A 17013-nucleotide genomic window follows, 5' to 3' on the forward strand; every position below is an offset into this window, starting at 1 on the left:
CTCCTGACCTGGCGCGTGCGCCCCGTGGAATCGTCAGCCGCCCCGGCCCGTGTGGGCGTGGTCGCCTCCCGCGCCTCCGTCGGCGATGCCGTCCACCGCAACCGCGCCAAGCGCCGCCTGGGCAGCCCGGTTAACAACGGCGGCTTGGTGAACTCCGTGTCATAAGCCAGGCTGATAAAAGGTCCGGCGCTCGCCTTAAGCAATTTGCCGTCGATATCCATGGTTTTGTATTTGAGCTCGGTTTCCACCAAGGCTTGATCGATGGTTTCGTTTTTAATGGCGGGAGTGTTCTGGGGCTTGAGCGTCAGGCGGCCGTAATCCGCGGTGAAGCCGGCATCCCAAGACAATCGTTTGATCATGAGTTCGGAATAAATTTTGAGCGATCCGCGCGCGAAGACTTGATTGATGGCTTGAATCCGGGCGTTGGGCACTTGAGCATAAGCCGCCGCTTGTTCAACTTGAGTATTGGCTAATTGCAGGCTTGTTTGCCTGAGGTTAATCCGCCACAGCGGCTTGGGCGGCGTTTTGCCTTCGCAAAGCCGCTTAATGTGACCGGCGTAATTTTCAGGATTTTGGGTTTGTTTTTTGTCGTTGAGCCAAGCGAGAACGACTTTGTCCAACGTCGTTTCATGCTTGTTGATGTTTTGACCATGGGCAAATTCCGGCAACTTTTCGTCATTGAGCAAATTGTGAGAAACGGCCACCCGGTAGAGCTCATTGTCTTTAAGAGGCAAGCCCGCGACCCTGGCTTCTTGGTCCAAACCGGCCGCGGCCAAGCGTGTTTTTTCGTAATAGCGCGTGGGCCGTACGTCCTTGGGATGGATGGGCACGTCGTCGAAACTCATCTGTTTCATGAGGGCGCGGATATCGCGGCCCGGAAGGTCCATCGTGACGATTTTTTCTTTGTCATCCAGCCAACTGGCGACCAAGCCTTCAAAGGGAGCGCCGGCGACATTGGAACGCAAAGGCTGAATTTTGACCAAAGCCAGTTCCGCGTCGAATGTTTCGCGCATGATCTGGGCCGTCAAATTCCAGATTTCTTCGGCCACATAAACAAGTTTGGGCAAACCTTGCGGTTGGGGCCATAAATTTCTGGGATCGGGCAACACAGGTTCCGAGGAATATTGTTCGGTAATCAGGCCCAAGAGTTCGTCTTGAATTGAAGAAAACAGCTCATCCTCAGGAGCGCGCTCGTTCAACGGCGCGACTGTTTCAACGATCTTTGTCAGGGAATAGCCGGCACGGGTTTTTTGAAAGCCGAGTTTGATATCGCCGTAGCCGTAATTGGGCATCAAGGCAACGAGCGCCGGCCTGCGATGTGTTTCTTGGGACCAATCCCCGAGCGTGATATTGTTTTGCCGCGAACTTGTCAGATCGTCCGTGGAATCTCCGATCATCATATCCACGCCGACGGCATCAAAGAGAAGCTTGGCGTCATCTTGCCTGAGCAGATGGGAGACGCAAACGACCAGATCGACCTTCTGCCGGTTGCGCAGTTCCTCGACGATTATTTTGGCTTTGGCGATGGGTTCTTCCGCTCGATAAGGCAAATGTTTTGAGGCGAATAAGCCGTTGGCGTTCTCGCGGACAAGGGCAAAAACGCCGACCCGCACGCCGTCGATATTTTTGACGACCCAGGCTTTGGCGTGGAAGGGGACCGTGTCATCAAGCGCTTTGACGTTGGCAACAACGATATCCATCGATGTTGTTTTTTGGCCCCGAAGAAGAGGCTGCATGTCGTCATTGCTTAAATCGCCGGCTGTGGGAGCAAAAATGCTGAAGCCGAGTTTTTCAAGAGACTCAAGCAATAGATGACGATGGGATTTAATTTTTTTGGGCAGAAAAGCCCCGCCTTTAAAAATAAGCAATTTAGGCAGGGGGCTTCGTTGAATGCGTTTCTCAAGAGCTGTTGTAATGGCGGCGGGCCCCGGGCGGGGCTTGCCGATCGCGACAACGCGTATTTCGCGGCCGTTGATCGTCAGCCGGTAAGCCTGGGCCAAGTTTGCCTGCCATCGGGCAATTTTTGCGTTAGGGTCGGTGATCAAAACAGGTTGCCACGCGTTCGTAGCATCGCTGATCATGGCCAAGGTGGCGGTTGTCCGTTGAATGCGGGGGTTGTAACCTTCCCCGGACCGGTCCGCGGCTGTTTGAAGAAGCGCTTCCAGAAGCGGGTATTCTGTTTTGGGGTAAGCCAGGAGAATGGACTCGCGGGTTTCAAGAATTTTGACGGTCTCCTGATTTTGTATCTGCGCGGTGTTGGGCAGGCTCTCTTTTTTAAAATTTGCCGGGATATCGAAAAGATAGCGGCCGTTTGATAAATAGGCCGGCTTAAACGCGATATTGTCGAGACGAACGGAAGCCGTTGACGTCTGCAGAAAAGCCTCGAAGGTGGACAGGAGATCGAGATTAACGCCGTGGCGCCATCCGTAGGTGTAAAGAATTTCTATGGTTTTTTCGTCGCCGGTATTCGACGCCGGAGAGAGACCCTTGGCTTGGTTGGGACTGATAAGCCAAATAAGCAAAAGGGGAAAAGGCGCAAACCGTTTAATTTTTTTCTCCGAATTTTTCAGCGTCAAAAACCTGGATTTCGGTTTTGGGATCGTTCCAACAATCGTCGGGCAAATGGGCTTTTTGAGAACAAAGTTCGTTTAAGAAATCGGTTTTATCGGGAATATCCTCCCAAACCGAGGGCAGGAAAAGCCCGGAATTGCGGCCTTGCCGGATCAGCACTCCCTGCCCTGGTTTGACGGCTTGGGCTGAAGAAACTTTGCGAAACGGCGTCAGCATCGAGACCTCGATCGTGATGAGGTTCAATTCTTCCGCCGTGACCGGGCGAAAGCGCGGGTCCTCGACCGCGCTTCTGACGGCGTAGGCTTGAACCGCCTCGGCCAAAGGCAAATCGCAGACTAAAGAGCCGATGCAGCCTCTCAGCGACGCGGCATGAGGCCTGTCTTTTCTGCGCAGCGTCATAAACACCGCGGCCGGAAGATTGAACTCCAAGTCATTCCAGATCGCCCGCTTGGGATTTTCTTTTTTGGCGATGTAATTGACCAACGCTTCCCGGGAAAGTTTCAGCAGCGCGTCTTTTTGCGTTTTCGTCAGCTGCGGGCGTTGGGGCGCGGGCGCTGATTTCGTCCAAGCGACGGCGGCATAGCCCACGGCCCGATCGGGCTCTCCGTGAGCCAATTCTCCTGAATTGATGTATCCAAGGACACGGCTTTGACCTTTGAATGGTTTGACGGCATGGAGGGCGGTCAGCGCCGCGGCCTCGCCGCAATAGGTGCAGACCATATTCTTGGGCCCGCGCTCCATGAGCATGCGATTGGCGAGCCAAAAGTATTCCGGATCATCATGGGCCAGGCGCATGGCCTCAAGCGTGGCCAGATCCACGACTCGGGCCACATTTTTGTGCGGGTAATGCGCGAGATCGGAGGAAACAATGAGCAGGACTTTGCCCGGCTTCATGATTTTAGCCAGGGCGGCGCCGATTTCTTGAGCCACGCGAGGGTCGTCGGTGTTCATGAGCAAGGGGACTAATTTGGCGTTATTTAAAACGGTTTGCAGAAAGGGCAGTTGAACCTCGACCGCGTGTTCGCCCTGGAAGGCTTCGGGTTTGTGCTCGATCAGGGGCGTCAGCTTCATGAGCGTTTGAATCATGTCCGCGTTGATGGCAACCGAGCCCAGGGGCGTGGCGAATGTTCCGCTTTGAATGGTCGCCGCTCCCTTGATGCCCATGCGATGCCCGGAGGCCAGGATAATCGCCGTGTCATAAGAGCGACCCCGGAGCAGCCGGTAGAAACGGGCCGCCGTGCTTCCCGAGTAGATATAGCCTGCATGAGGGGAAAGCCCGCCCAAGAGATCACCTTTGAGCGTTTGTGTGGGCGCTTGAGCGAGGAAATCGTCCACCATGCTCTTTAGCTGCTCCTTGTCGGCCGGATAGAAGGCCCCGGCGACTTGCGGGGCGATGGTTTCGGCGTGTAGGAGATTGCCTGTTAGAAATAAGAATAGGGTGATGCAGATTCTTATGGACATGGCTCCCTTCTTGGGCTATTGTAGTAAGAGGAGGGGGAATTGTCTCGCTGGAAGAAAATCGCCATTTCCGTCTTTGTCGTTGCTTGGACCCTCGTTTTTCATTACGAGTCCACGCGCGCCTTTGTGCTCAATCGGATTTTCAACAAGGAACTACCCAAGTTGAAATTGCTGTTTCCTCCGGCGGGCTGGATTATGTTCTACCAGGTCGATGACAATTACGGCACGGCCGAGGTCTACGGCATCAAGGGCCAAATCGCATTTTTCATCGATCCCCATCGCATTTTTGAAACCCGCTGGCTGGGTTATGACAATATTCACCGCAATATGATGGTTTCCGTTTTAAACGCGCAGCGCGGCCCGGATTTCTGCCGGTATTTAAAGCGCAAATTTCCCGAGTACGATGGTTTTGCCGTGATGCGCGCGATTTGGCCCGCGTTGTCCAAAACCCCGGATTTGAAGCAAATGGGGCCTCTTTATCAATGCGACAAGGAAGGCCGGGCCTTTCTGCCGAGGCAGGGTTGAATACGCTCTCTCGCGCCTGGGATTCTTTATTTTTAGAGGAGCGTTCTTCCTTGAGCCTGTCTCTTTTTCGCATGGCCGTTGCCTGGACCGTTGGGTTTCATGTTCTGCCCACGTTTTTTGAGATGGGGGATAATTATTTATCCGTTTCTTTTCGGGAGTACAATGCCTCGTTTTTTCCGATTCCTGTTTTGGAATGGGTGGCCAAGCATCCCGATTGGGTTGTTTGGGCCATGGCCGGGGCGTTCGTTGTTTCGCTCGTCTTTTTCTTTATCGGTTTTTTGACGCCTGCCAGCGGCGCGATTTTATATTTGAGCTCCTATTATTTTTATGCCCGCAATTCGCTTCATATCGGCACGCTGTCCTGGGACATGTTTCTGGTGGTCTTTTTTTTAGTTTTTTGGTGCCCTTATTTAGGGGATTCTTTTTCCATCGACAGCCTGATTCGCGGTGATCCCGAACCCTGGCGCAAGAAGCGTCCGTTTCACATTCAGCGGCTGCTGCAGATGGTTTTGGCGAGCTTTTATTTTTACACGGCTTTATGGAAATGTTGGCCCCAGGGCAATTGGCTGTCGGATCAGCCGTATTATTACCTGATGCATTACCCCGACGGCGGGGTGATGAAGCAGTTCCCGGGCCGGTCCCTGCTGGCCGCTTCGCCGGTGTTATGCGATTGGCTTGAGGGCGCGATCCTGGCCTTTGAATTTACCTCGCCGTTATGGCTTTTTTGGAAAAAAACAAGGGTGTTCGCCATCCTGGCCTGGATTTTTTTCCATATCATGCTGGTCGTGACCATGCATGTGCCCACGATTTTCTTTTTTCTGTTCATCCCCATGTTGATGTTGTTTATTGACCCCGAACATCTCGTCGGATGGATCGAGCGCCGCCGCAAGGCCTGGGCCAAGGCCTGGGGCCGCCATCGTTTGATTTTCGACGGCGATTGCGGGTTTTGCCAAGCGGCGTTGGCCCGCGTGCGCGTCTTAGATCCGACCGGCCGCCTCGAGCCCGTGGATTTTAGGACAACGGATACGGCGGCTCTGCATTCTTCATTGACCAATGAAGCCTGCCGCGCCCGGATGTATTTGCTTGAGTCCGATGGACGCTTATCCGGCGGTTTTCATGCGTTTCGGCGGTTGACCGTTTGTTTACCCATGCTTTGGCCCATGGCGTTGGTTGTTAATATCCCCGGTTTAAAATTCATCGGCGAGCCCGCGTATGATTGGGTGGCCCGCAACCGTTTCGGGTTTCATGCGTTTAGGGCTTGCCGGGATAATGCTTGTTTGATTGCAGAAAGCGGCAAAAGTAAAGGCTGAAGGTGTTTGAGGGAAGGTCAGAGTTCAAGTGTCGCTGATGGACGGTTTTAGAGAGTGGCGAGTTGCGGAATTTTTGAAAAGTGAGAATCCGTGGTTAATAGCGGTAGATCGTGCTCAAGCGCTAGAGCCGCAATCCAAAGGTCGTTGGTGGGAATGGGAGTTCCTTTGTTTTTCAGGTAGGCGAAGATGCCGGCGTAATGATGCGTCGTCTGTTCGTCCGCATATAAAATCCGTACGCGCGGGGAATTTAAAAATTCAATGAGCTTGGCTTCGTTCTTTTTTCCGGCGCCCCCGACGGCAAAACCGGCTCGAAGCTCCGCCAGCGTAATAAAAGGAACATAAATTTCATCCGCTGCTTTGAGAGCACGCGCGGGTTTTTCCTGACCTCTGCCCGCGGCGCTATAACCGGAAGTATCCAAAGCGAGGCGCATTTATTTCCACAGTTTCGAGTCGATTTTTCTTTGCGCTTTAAGCGCCTGATCTACCCGCGGATCTTCAACCCAACTGCCGAAAAAATGATCCAAATCGTTATGCAGTTCCTGTTGCAAGCCCGCTCCTTTTGCCAGGGATTCCAGGATTAAACGATTCAAGCTCTTCCCGGATTTTTTGGCTTTGATCCGCAGGGCCTTGTCGAGATCGCCGGGCACGGACCGGATCGTATATTGAATATAGTGAATGCTTTCCATGCCTACATTATAGGCACTAAATGCAGGCAAAACAAGGGGGGCGATTATTCGGTTTCGATCCGGTAAACGGACACCGAATTGCCGCCATGAAGCTCGCGGCCTTGCGAGGTGACCCAGACCTGGGCATTGTCCGGAGAAACGGCCAGGCCCACGGGAAAAGAATCAGCCGGAACTTCGGCGACTTTCGTCAAATTCTCGGCGTTCAATGCGACGAGTTTTGAATCCGTGTTGACTGCGGCGAACACCCAGCGTCCATTCGGACTCAAATCAATGGTGCGCGCACCCGACCCGGCAAAAACTTCGGCTGCGGGTTTTACCTCATGACTGCCTGAAGCGTTACCGATGATTTCCTGAACGTTTAATTTGGAAATATAACCGCTGACATTCGAACTGGTATAAAGCCATTTACCATCGGGATGAAGCACCAAGTGTCGCGGCGTGGGCCTCATGCCCCAAACCGTGCCGATATAGCGGCGCTTGGCCACGTCGATCACGGCCACGCCGCCGCCCTTGAGGCGTCCGATCAGCAGGTGGCGGCTGTCTTTCGTGAAGGCGGCGCCGCGCAAACAAAGCCCGCATTCGCTGTCGCGGTCGATTTTTTCGCCGTTTGTTTCGGTTTCCAGATCGCTTAAATTCAGGCGTTTTTCAACGGCGACCAGATGGGAGAGCCGGAATTTGGAAGGATCGGCCCCTCTGATATCCACGAAACCCACGGTATTGTCGCCCCAGTGAACAAACGCCATCCAGCGTCCGTCCGGCGAAGGCGTGATGAATTTGGGTATGGGTCCGGAGGGCAATACCGTTACAATAGCATCGGTTTGCGTATCGATGACCGCAACCGCCGAAGGGTTCTGGGAAAATTCGTCGTAATCGCGCCGGTAATAAGAAACCCAGAGAAAGCGGCCTTCATGAGAGAAGGCCATTTCAACGGGCTTTCCGCAAAAATGGTCGACATCGCCGCTTTTGGGCTTGACGATGAAGGCGTAGTCGAATGGTTTTTGGGACGAGATCAAACCGGCGTTTTTTTCATCGAAACAATGGCGAATCGTGCCCAGTTGTTTTAAGGCGACCGGATCATAAGCGACGGTGGTGAAGCCTTCGAGAGAATTCACATAGGCCTTTGTTCCATCGGGTCTGAAGCCGGCGGATTTAGGCGATTGAACCATGACGTCATAGCGGTCTCGAGGATGCTCCGGGCTGCGGTTGTAGTGCTGGAAACGCGCGGACAGCGTCATTCGGAAATCGTTGTTTTTGGATTTGGCTGTCGCGCCGATGGGGACGCGTTTGACCGGAGGAATGTATTTTTTAGGCTCCTCCAGCGCTTTGAGCCCGCCGTCGGGCGCGATCTCGAGCAGGTTATTGGCGATGTCTTTGCGGCCGAGCTCTTTAATGAGCTTGGCTGCTCTGACTTGCGGGTCGAACAGGGGGATCCCGGGTTCCTTCTGAATAAAAGACACGATGCGGCCCCCCCGGAAGGAGCCGTCGCGGACATGCAGTTCCACGCTCAGCATCGGCGCATAGGCTCGTTGATCGGCCAGGTTCATTTTGCCGTAGGTCTGGAAATTGCCCAGGCTGTAGGCGATGAGGCGGTTTTTATAAAGCTCCATGGCGCGCGGCACATGGGGGCCGTGCCCGATGACGAGCGCGGCGCCGGCGTCGACGAGCGCATGGGCGAAGGCGCGCAAATCGCCGCGTTTGGTGTTTTCAAAAATTTCCATGCCTTGAGGCAGGCGCATCGCGTCCAACCCTTCGGCGCCTCCATGGAAAGAAACGATGACGATGGGGAATCTGGCCTTGAGGTTTGCGACCGACAAAACGGCTTCGGGGATGTTCAAGACGCTGGGGAATTCCCGGCCGCCGGTAAACCCAAAGGCGATCACGGCCGCGCTTGCGCCCGCCACATAAAATTCGGCGATTTCATTTTTTTTGCCGGCATATCGAAGGCCGATGTTGTTGAGGGTCGTGACCATATCCAAATACCCTTGGCCGCCGCAATCAAGGCTGTGATTATTGTTGATACTGACGACATTGAAGCCCGCTTCAATCATGGTTTTGGCGTAGCGGGCGGGCGTCGCGAATTGATAGCAGCCTTTGGGGGAAATATTCGCCGTTTTGCCTTTCTTGTTTGCGGATTTGCGGCATTTTTCCGTCGAGCAGTTGTCCGTGACCGCGCTTTCGAGATTGGCGAAAATAATGTCGCCTTTTAAATAAGGCTTGACTTCATCATAGAGCCCCCGTCCGTCATGCGGCGGCAACGAAGGGGGTTCCGGGCTCATGCTGGCCAATAAAACATCGCCGGCGGCGACGACCGTCATGGTTTCTTTGGGCTTAGCCGCGGCAGGAGCCGGCTCTTCGGGAACCGGGATTTCAACGGCCAGTTTTTGCGTCGCAGGCTGATCCTTAACTTTGGGCGAAGCGCATCCGGCCAGCGCGAGCAGAATCGAACCGGTCAGCGCCTTCCACCAAAGCGAGGAGAAAAGATAGCGCCCCAATTGTTTTTCCGGAACCCACTTTTTGTTCGCATCGGTTGTTTTCAGTCCGTCGCTTTGCGCGTGATCGACATGCGCGTGGATGCGCCAGCGCATAATGGCGTGCGTGAGGGTTTTCAATCCGTTGCCCGGCGGGCATCGATCGATGACCGTCGCAGGCAGGCCCCAGGTATTCTTTAGAAATTTTTCGCCGGGCCCACGGCGTTCAAGCAGAACCCGGCCGGTTTTATCTTGATGAACCCGGATGAAGAGTTCCAGCTTTTGGCTCGCGGCCGGTTTTTGCTCAACAGGATGAACGCCCTCGGTGGCGCAGAAAGCGCGCACCGGGCATGCGTGGCATCGGGGTTCGCGCGCCCGGCAGATCAGCGCTCCTAATTCCATCATGGCTTGATTGAATTCTGAGGGCAGCGCCCGGCTTTCAACCAGCATCGCGTCCAGGGTTCCGGGGTCTTCGGTGTTGAGGAGTCTTAAAATGACCCGCCGGACATTGGTGTCGAGCACCGGCGCCGGGGCCTCAAAAGCGATGCTGGAAACGGCGTTCGCTAAATATGGGCCGAACCCGGGCAAGGTTTTCAGATCTTCGGGATTTGCGGGAAAATTTCCTTGGCGCACGATTTCCTGCGCCGCGCGATGAAGATTGACGGCGCGGCTGTTGTAACCCAAGCCGGTCCAGGCTTTTTTGACTTTCCACAAGGGGGCTTCGGCCAAGGTTTGTATCGTTGGGAATTCTTTCAAAAATAGCTCGTATCGTTTGACGACGGTCGCCACCGTCGTCTGCACCAGCATGAATTCCGATACCATGATGCGGTAAGGATCGCGCGTTTTGCGCCACGGCAGGTCCCGTTTGTTCTTGCGATACCAGGCGATCAGCTTGCGAACCATGCGTGATTTATAACTTAAATAACTCAAGTTGTGAGCAGGCTTACCTTGCGTCCGGGAGTTTAAGGTCTATAATTAAGCAGAGGGGGGAAGAGTGCCTACAAAAGACGTTCGCGTTATTGGTCTGCATGAGTCCGTATTGGACAGCCTGCCGGGCGGTCTTATCGTCACTGATCTTGACGGCTCCGTTCTTGTTTTCAACCGTTCGGCCGAGCGCATCTTGGCTGTTGAAAGCCGCGCGATCCGGCAAAGCCATGTCCGGGAAGTTTTCCGCGCGCAGCCGGAAATCGCGGACATTATTCTAAAGACCTGCAAAACCCTCGATGAGAAGAACCGGCAGGAGGTCCGCGTTTTCAACGGGCGGGGGCAGCGCATTCTCCTGGGCTACGGCACCTTGGTGTTCCGGGGCGAGGAAGGCCATCCGGTCGGCGTGGGCCTGACATTCCAAGACATTACGCGTTTCGTGCCCATGCCCGCCAACGTCCAATTCATCAGTTTGATCAACAGGTTTTTCATGCCCTTTACCGTGGCGATGGTCGTGGCCGCCATGATTTGGGGCTTGGCGGAGACTTATGAAAAGTACATCGCGACCGTGATTTTGGCCGGGTTGGTCGCATTCAATTATTTCGTGGGCTGGCAGGCGCAGCAGCCCGGGCATTCGGATCATGGGATCAAGCGTTTCCACACGCCGGTCAATTTTTTGGGCCTGGGGTCGTTGGTTTATTTGCTGGGCACGCTTTGGGGGCCGATGTGGCTTTTGTTCGTGCTGACGCCGTTGGCGGCCAGCCTCTACACCGACCGTTTGGCCACCGCAGCCATCGCCGTCTTATCCGCCGTTTTTTTGCTGGGGATTTATGAGCACCGAGGCTTGACCGGCACCATCGGCTGGGCGCAAGCTTTCCTGCACGCCCTGTTCATCGTTTTTGTGAGCATGTTCGCCAATGCCCTGGCCAATCTGGTCAGCCGCGTGCGCTCGGGCCGGTAGCCCCTTCGTTATTTCCTGTAGAATATCTTGATGTCGAAAATTGTTCTGATCACGGCTAAAGCGCCTAAGGCCATCGGCCCTTATTCGCAGGCCGTTGAAAAAAACGGTTTTGTTTTTGTCTCCGGCCAAATTCCCGCGGATGCCGCCGGGCAGCCGGTCGCGGGCGACATTAAAATTCAGGCTGAGGCCGCCATTAAGAATATCGAAGCCATTCTTGGGGCCGCCGGATTGGACTTAAGTCATGTGGTGAAAACCACGGTCTACATGAAAAATCTTCAGGACTTCCCAGCCATGAACGAGGTTTATGCCCGGTTTTTCAAAGAGCCTTACCCGGCCCGCGCCACCATCGAAGTGTCCAATTTGCCAAAGGGCGCGGCCATTGAAATCGAAGCCCTCGCCGTTCGTTAAACTGCCGGATGAACCTGGGCGATTTTCTTATCAAAAGTGGCGCCCTCACTCAGAAACGATGGGATCAAGCCTTGGAGCTGTGTCATCAGTCGGGAGAGGAAGTCGGGGAAATCCTGCTCAAGAAGGGCTGGGTCGCAGAGGAACCCTTGGTTCGCGCCCTCTCGCGCACCGTAGGGCGCCCTTTTGCCAGCCGCGCCAACGGGCTTTTAGTCGTCAGCAACAAAAATAAGCTCAAGGATTTTATCCCCGTTGATTTATGCCGCCGTCATTTCATGGTGCCCATCTTTATCGATGACGCGCATTTCGCCGTCGCCTCTTGGAGAGTCCCGGATATGGAAACCATGGAAAATTTGAAAATCCTAACCGGCAAAAAAATCGAGGTATTCCTGGCCATGAAATCCGAAATCACCGCTTTGCAGGAAGAGTTGTACGACCATGCGCATTGACAGCGTTTTGCTGAGCGTTCAAGGGCAAAAACGCGTGGGCGTTCGCTATGCGCCTGATCAAGAGGGAAAAAAACGGCCCGGACTGTTGATGCTCCACGGTTTTCCCGGCGCCGAGAAGAACGTGGATGTGGCGCGGGCCCTCGTCCGCCGGGGCTGGGTTTGCCTGGCGCCGCATTTTCGCGGCAGCTGGGGGAGCCACGGGCAGTATTCCTTTTCCGGAATTTTGCAAGACACCGCGTATTTTTGGCGGATTCTCAACCGCGATCCGCAAGTGAAGAGGCGTTCGACGGCGGTTTTGGGTTTCAGCATGGGCGGCTGGGCCGCGCTGAATTTTGCGGCTCAAGGCGGCCGTAGCGCCAAAGCGGTCGTCGCTTTAGCGCCCATGGCCGGCTCGCGGCAATGGTTCGGTTCCCGTTCGCGCAAGAAAGTTTGGGATTTGGCGCGGACCTTGGACATCCGCTCCAAGGACGCGCTTTGGCGGGATTTTAAAAGGACCTTGGCCGTCCACGATCCGATGAACGTCGTGGGAAAGATCGCCGCGCCGCTGCTGATCGCTCACGGGACGCAAGACGAGTTGGTCCCTTATGAGTTGGGCCGGGGGCTTTTTGTGCGGGCCGGCAGCCCCAAGCGCTTCGTCACCGTGCGCGGCGCCGACCATCAGTTCTCCGAACACCGCGAGAAGCTGATTCAAAGTGTGGTATCCTTTTTGACGGAGACGATCAAATCATGAGCTATTTTCCACCGGATTTTTTATGGGGCGTGTCCACGTCCGCCTATCAGATTGAGGGCAACAACGTTCATTCCGATCTCTGGGCATGGGAAAAAAAGAGGAAGTGGGAGCCCTCGGGCGCCTGCGCGAATTCCTGGGAGCTTTTTGACGAGGACCTGGCTTGCCTTAAGGAATTGGGAGTCAACACCTATCGTTTTTCGGTTGAGTGGGGCCGCGTTTTTCCCGAGCCCGATCGGATTGATCACGAGGTGTTGGGCCGCTACCTGCGCCAAGCCGAACTCTTGAACAAAAGCGGCATTTTGCCCATGGTCTGCCTGCATCATTTCACGAATCCCGCGTGGCTGTTGAAGTTATGCCCATTGGGTTGGGCTGATGAGCGCGCGATCGAACATTTCCTTCGTTTCGCCGACGTGGCGGTGGAGGCCTTGGGCCCGCAGGTCAAGTGGTGGATGATTTTTAATGAGCCCAACGTTTACGTGCTTCAATCGTTGGGCACAGGGCATTTTCCGCCCGGCCGCCGCGCGATTGCAACGCCGGTTACGGGTTTGCTATCGAGCGCCATGAAAAACGTGGTGATCGCCCATCGCAAGGCCTATGCCCGCATCAAGAGCCGCCGTCCCGATTTTCAAATCGGCATCGCGCATAATGTCAACGCCATCCATCCTTACCGCGACAAGCCGAGCCATCGCCGGGCCGCGGAGCGTTGGGACCATTTTTTTCATTGGAGCATGCTTGATGCCATGGTTTCGGGCCGTTTCTCTTCCTGGGACGGCGTTCAGGAAGCGCTGCCCGGTGAACACCGGGACACTTTGGATTTCGTCGGCATCAATTATTACACGCGGGTTTACGTGCGGCCGTTTCCCTTGGTGATGCCTCCATTGAATTTGATTCCTCTCTATTCCGAAATGGAGTTTATCACCGGCCGTTTCCTCGGCTCGTTGATCGGCACGCGCCAGGGTGACAGGCCCAGGGAAGATATGGGGCATGAGGTTTATCCCGAAGGCTTACGCGAAGTGGCGGTGAAGGCCTGGCGTAGGTACTCGAAACCCATCCTAATTACGGAAAACGGCATGGCCACGACAAGCAACGAGCCGTTGAGGAGTGAGTATTTAAGCGGGCATGTGCGTGCCCTTGATGAATCGGTGCGCCAGGGAGTCCGCGCTTTGGGTTATTTGCATTGGTCGTTGCTCGACAATTATGAGTGGAGCACGTACCGGATGCGCTTCGGCCTCTACAGCGTCGACCGGGCCGACGGCTTTAAACGAGCCCCCAAACCCGCGGCCGGCGTTTATCGCAAAATCATCGAAGCCCACCGTTTATCCCAAGCCGGAGCGGCCAGGCCGTGAAAATTGTCGTTGCCGGAGGCGGCGGTTTCATCGGCAAGCGTCTTTGCGGGGCGCTTTCGGGGGAAGGCTATGACATCGTCATTTTAAGCCGCTCCCGCCAAGGCGCTTTTGACGGGGCGCGTTATCTGCGTTGGGACCCGTCCGAAGGCGCGCGTTGGGCCGATGCGGTGGGAGCCGCCGACGCCGTCATTAATTTGGCCGGAGAATCGATCGCGGACGGGCGATGGTCCGAGCCAAGAAAACGCGTTTTGGTCGAAAGCCGCATCGCTTCGACCCGGGCGATTGTCGCCGGATTAAACCGCCTGACGCCGAAACCAAAAATTTTCGTCAATGCTTCCGCGGTCGGTTATTACGGTCCCCGCGGCGATGAAACCATCGATGAAGACTCGCGCCCCGGCTCCGATTTTTTAGCCGAACTATGCCGCCAGTGGGAAAACGAATGCCTGGACGCCGAGCGTCAGGGCGTGCGCACCGTTAAAATCAGAATCGGTATTGTTTTAGGTCATGGCGGTGGAGCGATCGCCAAAATGCTTCTGCCTTTTAAGCTTGGCTTAGGCGGACCCCTGGGTTCGGGCGATCAATGGATGTCCTGGGTGCATATCGACGATTTGGCCGGCCTTGTCCTTTTTCTTATCGATCACCCGACGGCATCGGGACCAATTAATGCCACTGCGCCTAATCCGGTCACGAACCGTGAATTTGCCAAGACGCTCGGCGCCGTGCTTCGTCGTCCGGCTTTCCTGCCGGCGCCGGCCTTTGCTTTGCGTTTGGCTTTAGGCGAAATGGCGGACATGCTCTTGACCGGGCAGAAAGTTTTGCCTAAAAAAGCCCAAGCCCTGAGCTATTCATTCCGCCACTCGCAATTAAAAGAAGCCCTTCAGTCGCTGTTCCTGTAGCCGATTAACGCGCTCCTGTCTCAAAGAGGGCGCCCAAGCGTGATGCGGCGGATGATAATGAGCGCGCGTTAAAGCTCACCGGAACGAATCTCATGATAGGCGCGGAAGCGGCTTCCGGAGCCATGGCCAAGGCGTCCGAGCTTTCCTCATCGCCTGAGTCGGCGAGCGCTTCATTTTGAGCCGATGGGATCAGGCGGGCCAAAGCCGATATCTTTGTGACGTCTTCGCCCCGGCATTCTTCGTTTTTGCAGACTTTGGATACGCGGCAGCCGCCGATATCCTCGTAGTCCCGTTCTCCGCGCACGAGAATGCCTTCGATGGCTCCGGTATCAGCGTTGAAAACAGCGGAGCCGGAATTGCCGCCGTAGGTATCTAAATTCGCGACAAAATAGCCCGTCGGGCTGGAATCTCGGACCCAGGCGCCGCCCGCGACTTTGGTGGGCAGGCCCGCCGGGTGTCCGATGACGACCAACTGGGTTCCATTTTTAATCGTGCCTGAGCGATTGACGGTTCTGGGTTGGTGATTATTGACGGGGCGGTCCAGGCGGATTAGCGACCAATCGGCCCCGTTATGAACAACCGCGCTGCCGATAATTTGGGCGCAGCCGTACACTTCACTCGCGGCCACGCTTTCCGGCAAGGCGCCTGCTTCGCGGATCGCAAAACCAAAAACAAAGCGCGTGCTTTGGCATTCGCCTGCGCTTGAGACGCAGTGTCCGGCGGTCATGACCAGATCGGGACCAACCAAGCTTCCTGAACAAAAAGCCCCATGCTTTTGATCCCGGAACGGCTCGCCATGGCAAAGATTGTAATCGTCGGCATAGGAGTCGGTTCTGAGGTTCACCCGGCCGTTTTCGGCATCCAGAGTCAAGCGGCTCGCGTCAAAGAGAGCCACGGTCGAGTCCGCCCAAGACAATAGCTCGGGATCATCCACTTGATGCAGATCGAGGCGGTTGTCATCGCCGTAAATAACGTTGAGTTCAACGTCGCTTGCGGCGTCGAGCCTGGATACGGCCAGGCACAGGGCGAGCGCGATCGTGCTTTTCGTCAATGTTCGCGCGTTGTTCATGATAGGGCCTCCTTAATTATGGGTCCACCAGGACCATGGCGACCGCGGAATAAGGAACAAGAGCTTTTCGGGCCACAAGGGGTTCATCCTCGGGAGCTTGGGCCTTTTCAATGGCCGCGGAAATATATTGCGCCAACTCGGGATAATGGCGTTCAAGCTTATTCGGGTTGTAATAGTGGTAAATGAATCCTTCCATGAATAATTCAACGATGGAGGCATAGCCTTGGGGGCCTAAAGCCGGATCATCGTCATTGGGGCCGGGGAGATAATCCCAACGCCCCGGATGCGAGCGGGTGAGATGGTCCCGGAAGGATCGATGCCCATGGTCCCGGACATGCTTGTCGATGACGGTTCTATAGTTCTGGTAAATGGCGTTGAAATCGGGATCAGCGGCGCTTTTTAAGTCGCCTTCGCCGATCATCTGGTCGATGGCATGAGCTGTTTCCGCCAGCAAAATGGAGATGGGGCGCATGCAATAAATATCAATTTGTTTGCTCCAAGGCCGATAGCTGCCCGACGGACTGCAATTGGGCACATCGCCGCGGAAAAATTGCCGGTGATAAATAATGGTCACGCCCATGGCGTCGAGTTTGGCCAGAATCTGTTCGGGAATCATCAGGAACACGTCCGCGGCATCCTTGACGGGCTCCGGGGATTCGAGTAAAGCTGTTTTTAAGGAAGCAAAATTATAGGTCTGCTCAGGCTGGATGCCTCGGCGGGGGGCGTCTTCATTGGCCGCGGGGGAGTCGGGAGCGGCCGGCGCCGCATCATTAAAGGAGAGGGTTTTCGGGCGAATAGGCACAACCCGGACGCCGGACGCAGGGGCTGGCCCGTCAAAAAAGACCAGAGGTCCTCTGGCTAGTTGCGTCTGGCTCTGCCGTTGAGCCGTTGCGCGCAGATCGCCCGCCCTGCCCGGAAGGAGGCAGGCCAGCATGATCGCCGGCAAGCAGGCAAGAACATGGCCTATCTTGCTTGCGCCGGCCGCGCTAGCGAGTATTCGCATGAATCCTCCATGAACGTCGTCATGGGAGGAGCCGTTCCCTTGATGGTTATCAACTAAGTTGTTCGGTCGTCCTGCTTAGGTTTGTCGCAGTTCCCTCAGGGCTTTGAAAAGCCCGCTGCGCCAGCAGCCTATGTAGGGCGGCTTACATGCTCAAGTTGTCGTTCAAAGAGCGTCGTTCCGCCGGTTCGGCTTCGCGCTAAGCGCGGGCCGGT

15 protein-coding genes are annotated in these 17013 nt (G+C 55.4%); 9 read left to right on the top strand and 6 right to left on the bottom strand.

What is annotated here, in order from left to right; genetic code table 11:
* On the top strand, positions 1-165 hold a 165-nt coding region (locus tag HYT79_10700), incomplete at its 5' end, for a ribonuclease P protein component (protein MBI2071054.1).
* 2379 nt (positions 166-2544) lie between these two features.
* Here HYT79_10700 and amrB read toward each other — a convergent pair.
* Positions 2545-4032, bottom strand: coding sequence for an AmmeMemoRadiSam system protein B (amrB, locus tag HYT79_10705; protein MBI2071055.1), 1488 nt, complete (start codon positions 4030-4032; stop codon positions 2545-2547).
* Positions 4033-4071: 39 nt separating this feature from the next.
* Between amrB and HYT79_10710 the strand changes: the two genes are divergently transcribed.
* Positions 4072-4554 carry a hypothetical protein gene (locus tag HYT79_10710; protein ID MBI2071056.1) on the top strand — a complete coding sequence of 161 codons (483 nt, stop codon included), beginning with the start codon at positions 4072-4074 and terminating at the stop codon, positions 4552-4554.
* Complete coding sequence (locus tag HYT79_10715; protein ID MBI2071057.1) at positions 4551-5864, top strand: DUF393 domain-containing protein; 1314 nt, start codon at positions 4551-4553, stop codon at positions 5862-5864. The genes HYT79_10710 and HYT79_10715 overlap by 4 nt, the downstream gene beginning before the upstream one ends.
* 47 nt (positions 5865-5911) lie before the next feature.
* Here HYT79_10715 and HYT79_10720 read toward each other — a convergent pair whose 3' ends face one another.
* Genes HYT79_10720 through HYT79_10730 form a run of 3 tightly spaced genes read right to left on the bottom strand, consistent with a single transcriptional unit; the run spans position 5912 to position 9921 of the window.
* Positions 5912-6295 carry a type II toxin-antitoxin system VapC family toxin gene (locus tag HYT79_10720; protein ID MBI2071058.1) on the bottom strand — a complete coding sequence of 128 codons (384 nt, stop codon included), beginning with the start codon at positions 6293-6295 and terminating at the stop codon, positions 5912-5914.
* Positions 6296-6550: a hypothetical protein gene (locus HYT79_10725; protein ID MBI2071059.1), complete on the bottom strand. Its 255-nt coding sequence runs from the start codon at positions 6548-6550 to the stop codon at positions 6296-6298.
* Between the two features lie 44 nt (positions 6551-6594).
* Positions 6595-9921, bottom strand: a complete 3327-nt coding sequence (locus tag HYT79_10730; protein MBI2071060.1) for a CapA family protein — start codon at positions 9919-9921, stop codon at positions 6595-6597.
* Positions 9922-10012: 91 nt separating this feature from the next.
* Here HYT79_10730 and HYT79_10735 point away from each other — a divergent pair, with 91 nt between their 5' ends.
* From HYT79_10735 to HYT79_10760, 6 genes are read left to right on the top strand one after another with little or no spacing between them, the layout of a single operon-like run.
* Positions 10013-10903, top strand: coding sequence for a PAS domain-containing protein (locus tag HYT79_10735; protein ID MBI2071061.1), 891 nt, complete (start codon positions 10013-10015; stop codon positions 10901-10903).
* 30 nt (positions 10904-10933) lie between these two features.
* On the top strand, positions 10934-11311 hold the full coding sequence (locus HYT79_10740) for a RidA family protein (GenBank protein MBI2071062.1): 378 nt from the start codon (positions 10934-10936) through the stop codon (positions 11309-11311).
* Positions 11312-11319: 8 nt separating this feature from the next.
* Positions 11320-11757 carry a hypothetical protein gene (locus HYT79_10745; protein ID MBI2071063.1) on the top strand — a complete coding sequence of 146 codons (438 nt, stop codon included), beginning with the start codon at positions 11320-11322 and terminating at the stop codon, positions 11755-11757.
* The gene (locus HYT79_10750) at positions 11747-12487 is read left to right on the top strand and encodes an alpha/beta fold hydrolase (GenBank protein MBI2071064.1); all 741 of its coding nucleotides are present in this window, start codon (positions 11747-11749) and stop codon (positions 12485-12487) included. Before HYT79_10745 ends, HYT79_10750 begins: the two co-directional genes overlap by 11 nt.
* Positions 12484-13833, top strand: coding sequence for a glycoside hydrolase family 1 protein (locus tag HYT79_10755; GenBank protein MBI2071065.1), 1350 nt, complete (start codon positions 12484-12486; stop codon positions 13831-13833). The genes HYT79_10750 and HYT79_10755 overlap by 4 nt, the downstream gene beginning before the upstream one ends.
* A complete protein-coding gene (locus HYT79_10760) occupies positions 13830-14729 on the top strand; it encodes a TIGR01777 family protein (protein MBI2071066.1) in 900 nt (299 codons plus the stop codon). The genes HYT79_10755 and HYT79_10760 overlap by 4 nt, the downstream gene beginning before the upstream one ends.
* A gap of 4 nt (positions 14730-14733) precedes the next feature.
* On the opposite strand, the gene HYT79_10765 is transcribed toward HYT79_10760, so the two are convergent.
* Positions 14734-15798 carry a trypsin-like peptidase domain-containing protein gene (locus tag HYT79_10765; GenBank protein ID MBI2071067.1) on the bottom strand — a complete coding sequence of 355 codons (1065 nt, stop codon included), beginning with the start codon at positions 15796-15798 and terminating at the stop codon, positions 14734-14736.
* A 16-nt stretch (positions 15799-15814) separates the two neighbouring features.
* Positions 15815-16801, bottom strand: a complete 987-nt coding sequence (locus HYT79_10770; GenBank protein ID MBI2071068.1) for a hypothetical protein — start codon at positions 16799-16801, stop codon at positions 15815-15817.
* Between the last annotated feature and the right edge of the window lie 212 nt (positions 16802-17013).

The sequence above is a fragment of the Elusimicrobiota bacterium genome (assembly GCA_016180815.1).
Lineage (GTDB): Bacteria > Elusimicrobiota > Elusimicrobia > JACQPE01 > JACQPE01 > JACPAN01.

What these genes read in the sequence shown, in the direction of transcription:
- amrB (MBI2071055.1), bottom strand. Translation starts at nt 4,032, where the DNA reads ATGTCCATAAGAATCTGCATCACCCTATTCTTATTTCTAACAGGCAAT.
- HYT79_10720 (MBI2071058.1), bottom strand. Translation starts at nt 6,295, where the DNA reads ATGCGCCTCGCTTTGGATACTTCCGGTTATAGCGCCGCGGGCAGAGGT.
- HYT79_10725 (MBI2071059.1), bottom strand. Translation starts at nt 6,550, where the DNA reads ATGGAAAGCATTCACTATATTCAATATACGATCCGGTCCGTGCCCGGC.
- HYT79_10730 (MBI2071060.1), bottom strand. Translation starts at nt 9,921, where the DNA reads ATGGTTCGCAAGCTGATCGCCTGGTATCGCAAGAACAAACGGGACCTG.
- HYT79_10740 (MBI2071062.1), top strand. Translation starts at nt 10,934, where the DNA reads ATGTCGAAAATTGTTCTGATCACGGCTAAAGCGCCTAAGGCCATCGGC.
- HYT79_10745 (MBI2071063.1), top strand. Translation starts at nt 11,320, where the DNA reads ATGAACCTGGGCGATTTTCTTATCAAAAGTGGCGCCCTCACTCAGAAA.
- HYT79_10750 (MBI2071064.1), top strand. Translation starts at nt 11,747, where the DNA reads ATGCGCATTGACAGCGTTTTGCTGAGCGTTCAAGGGCAAAAACGCGTG.
- HYT79_10755 (MBI2071065.1), top strand. Translation starts at nt 12,484, where the DNA reads ATGAGCTATTTTCCACCGGATTTTTTATGGGGCGTGTCCACGTCCGCC.
- HYT79_10765 (MBI2071067.1), bottom strand. Translation starts at nt 15,798, where the DNA reads ATGAACAACGCGCGAACATTGACGAAAAGCACGATCGCGCTCGCCCTG.
- HYT79_10770 (MBI2071068.1), bottom strand. Translation starts at nt 16,801, where the DNA reads ATGCGAATACTCGCTAGCGCGGCCGGCGCAAGCAAGATAGGCCATGTT.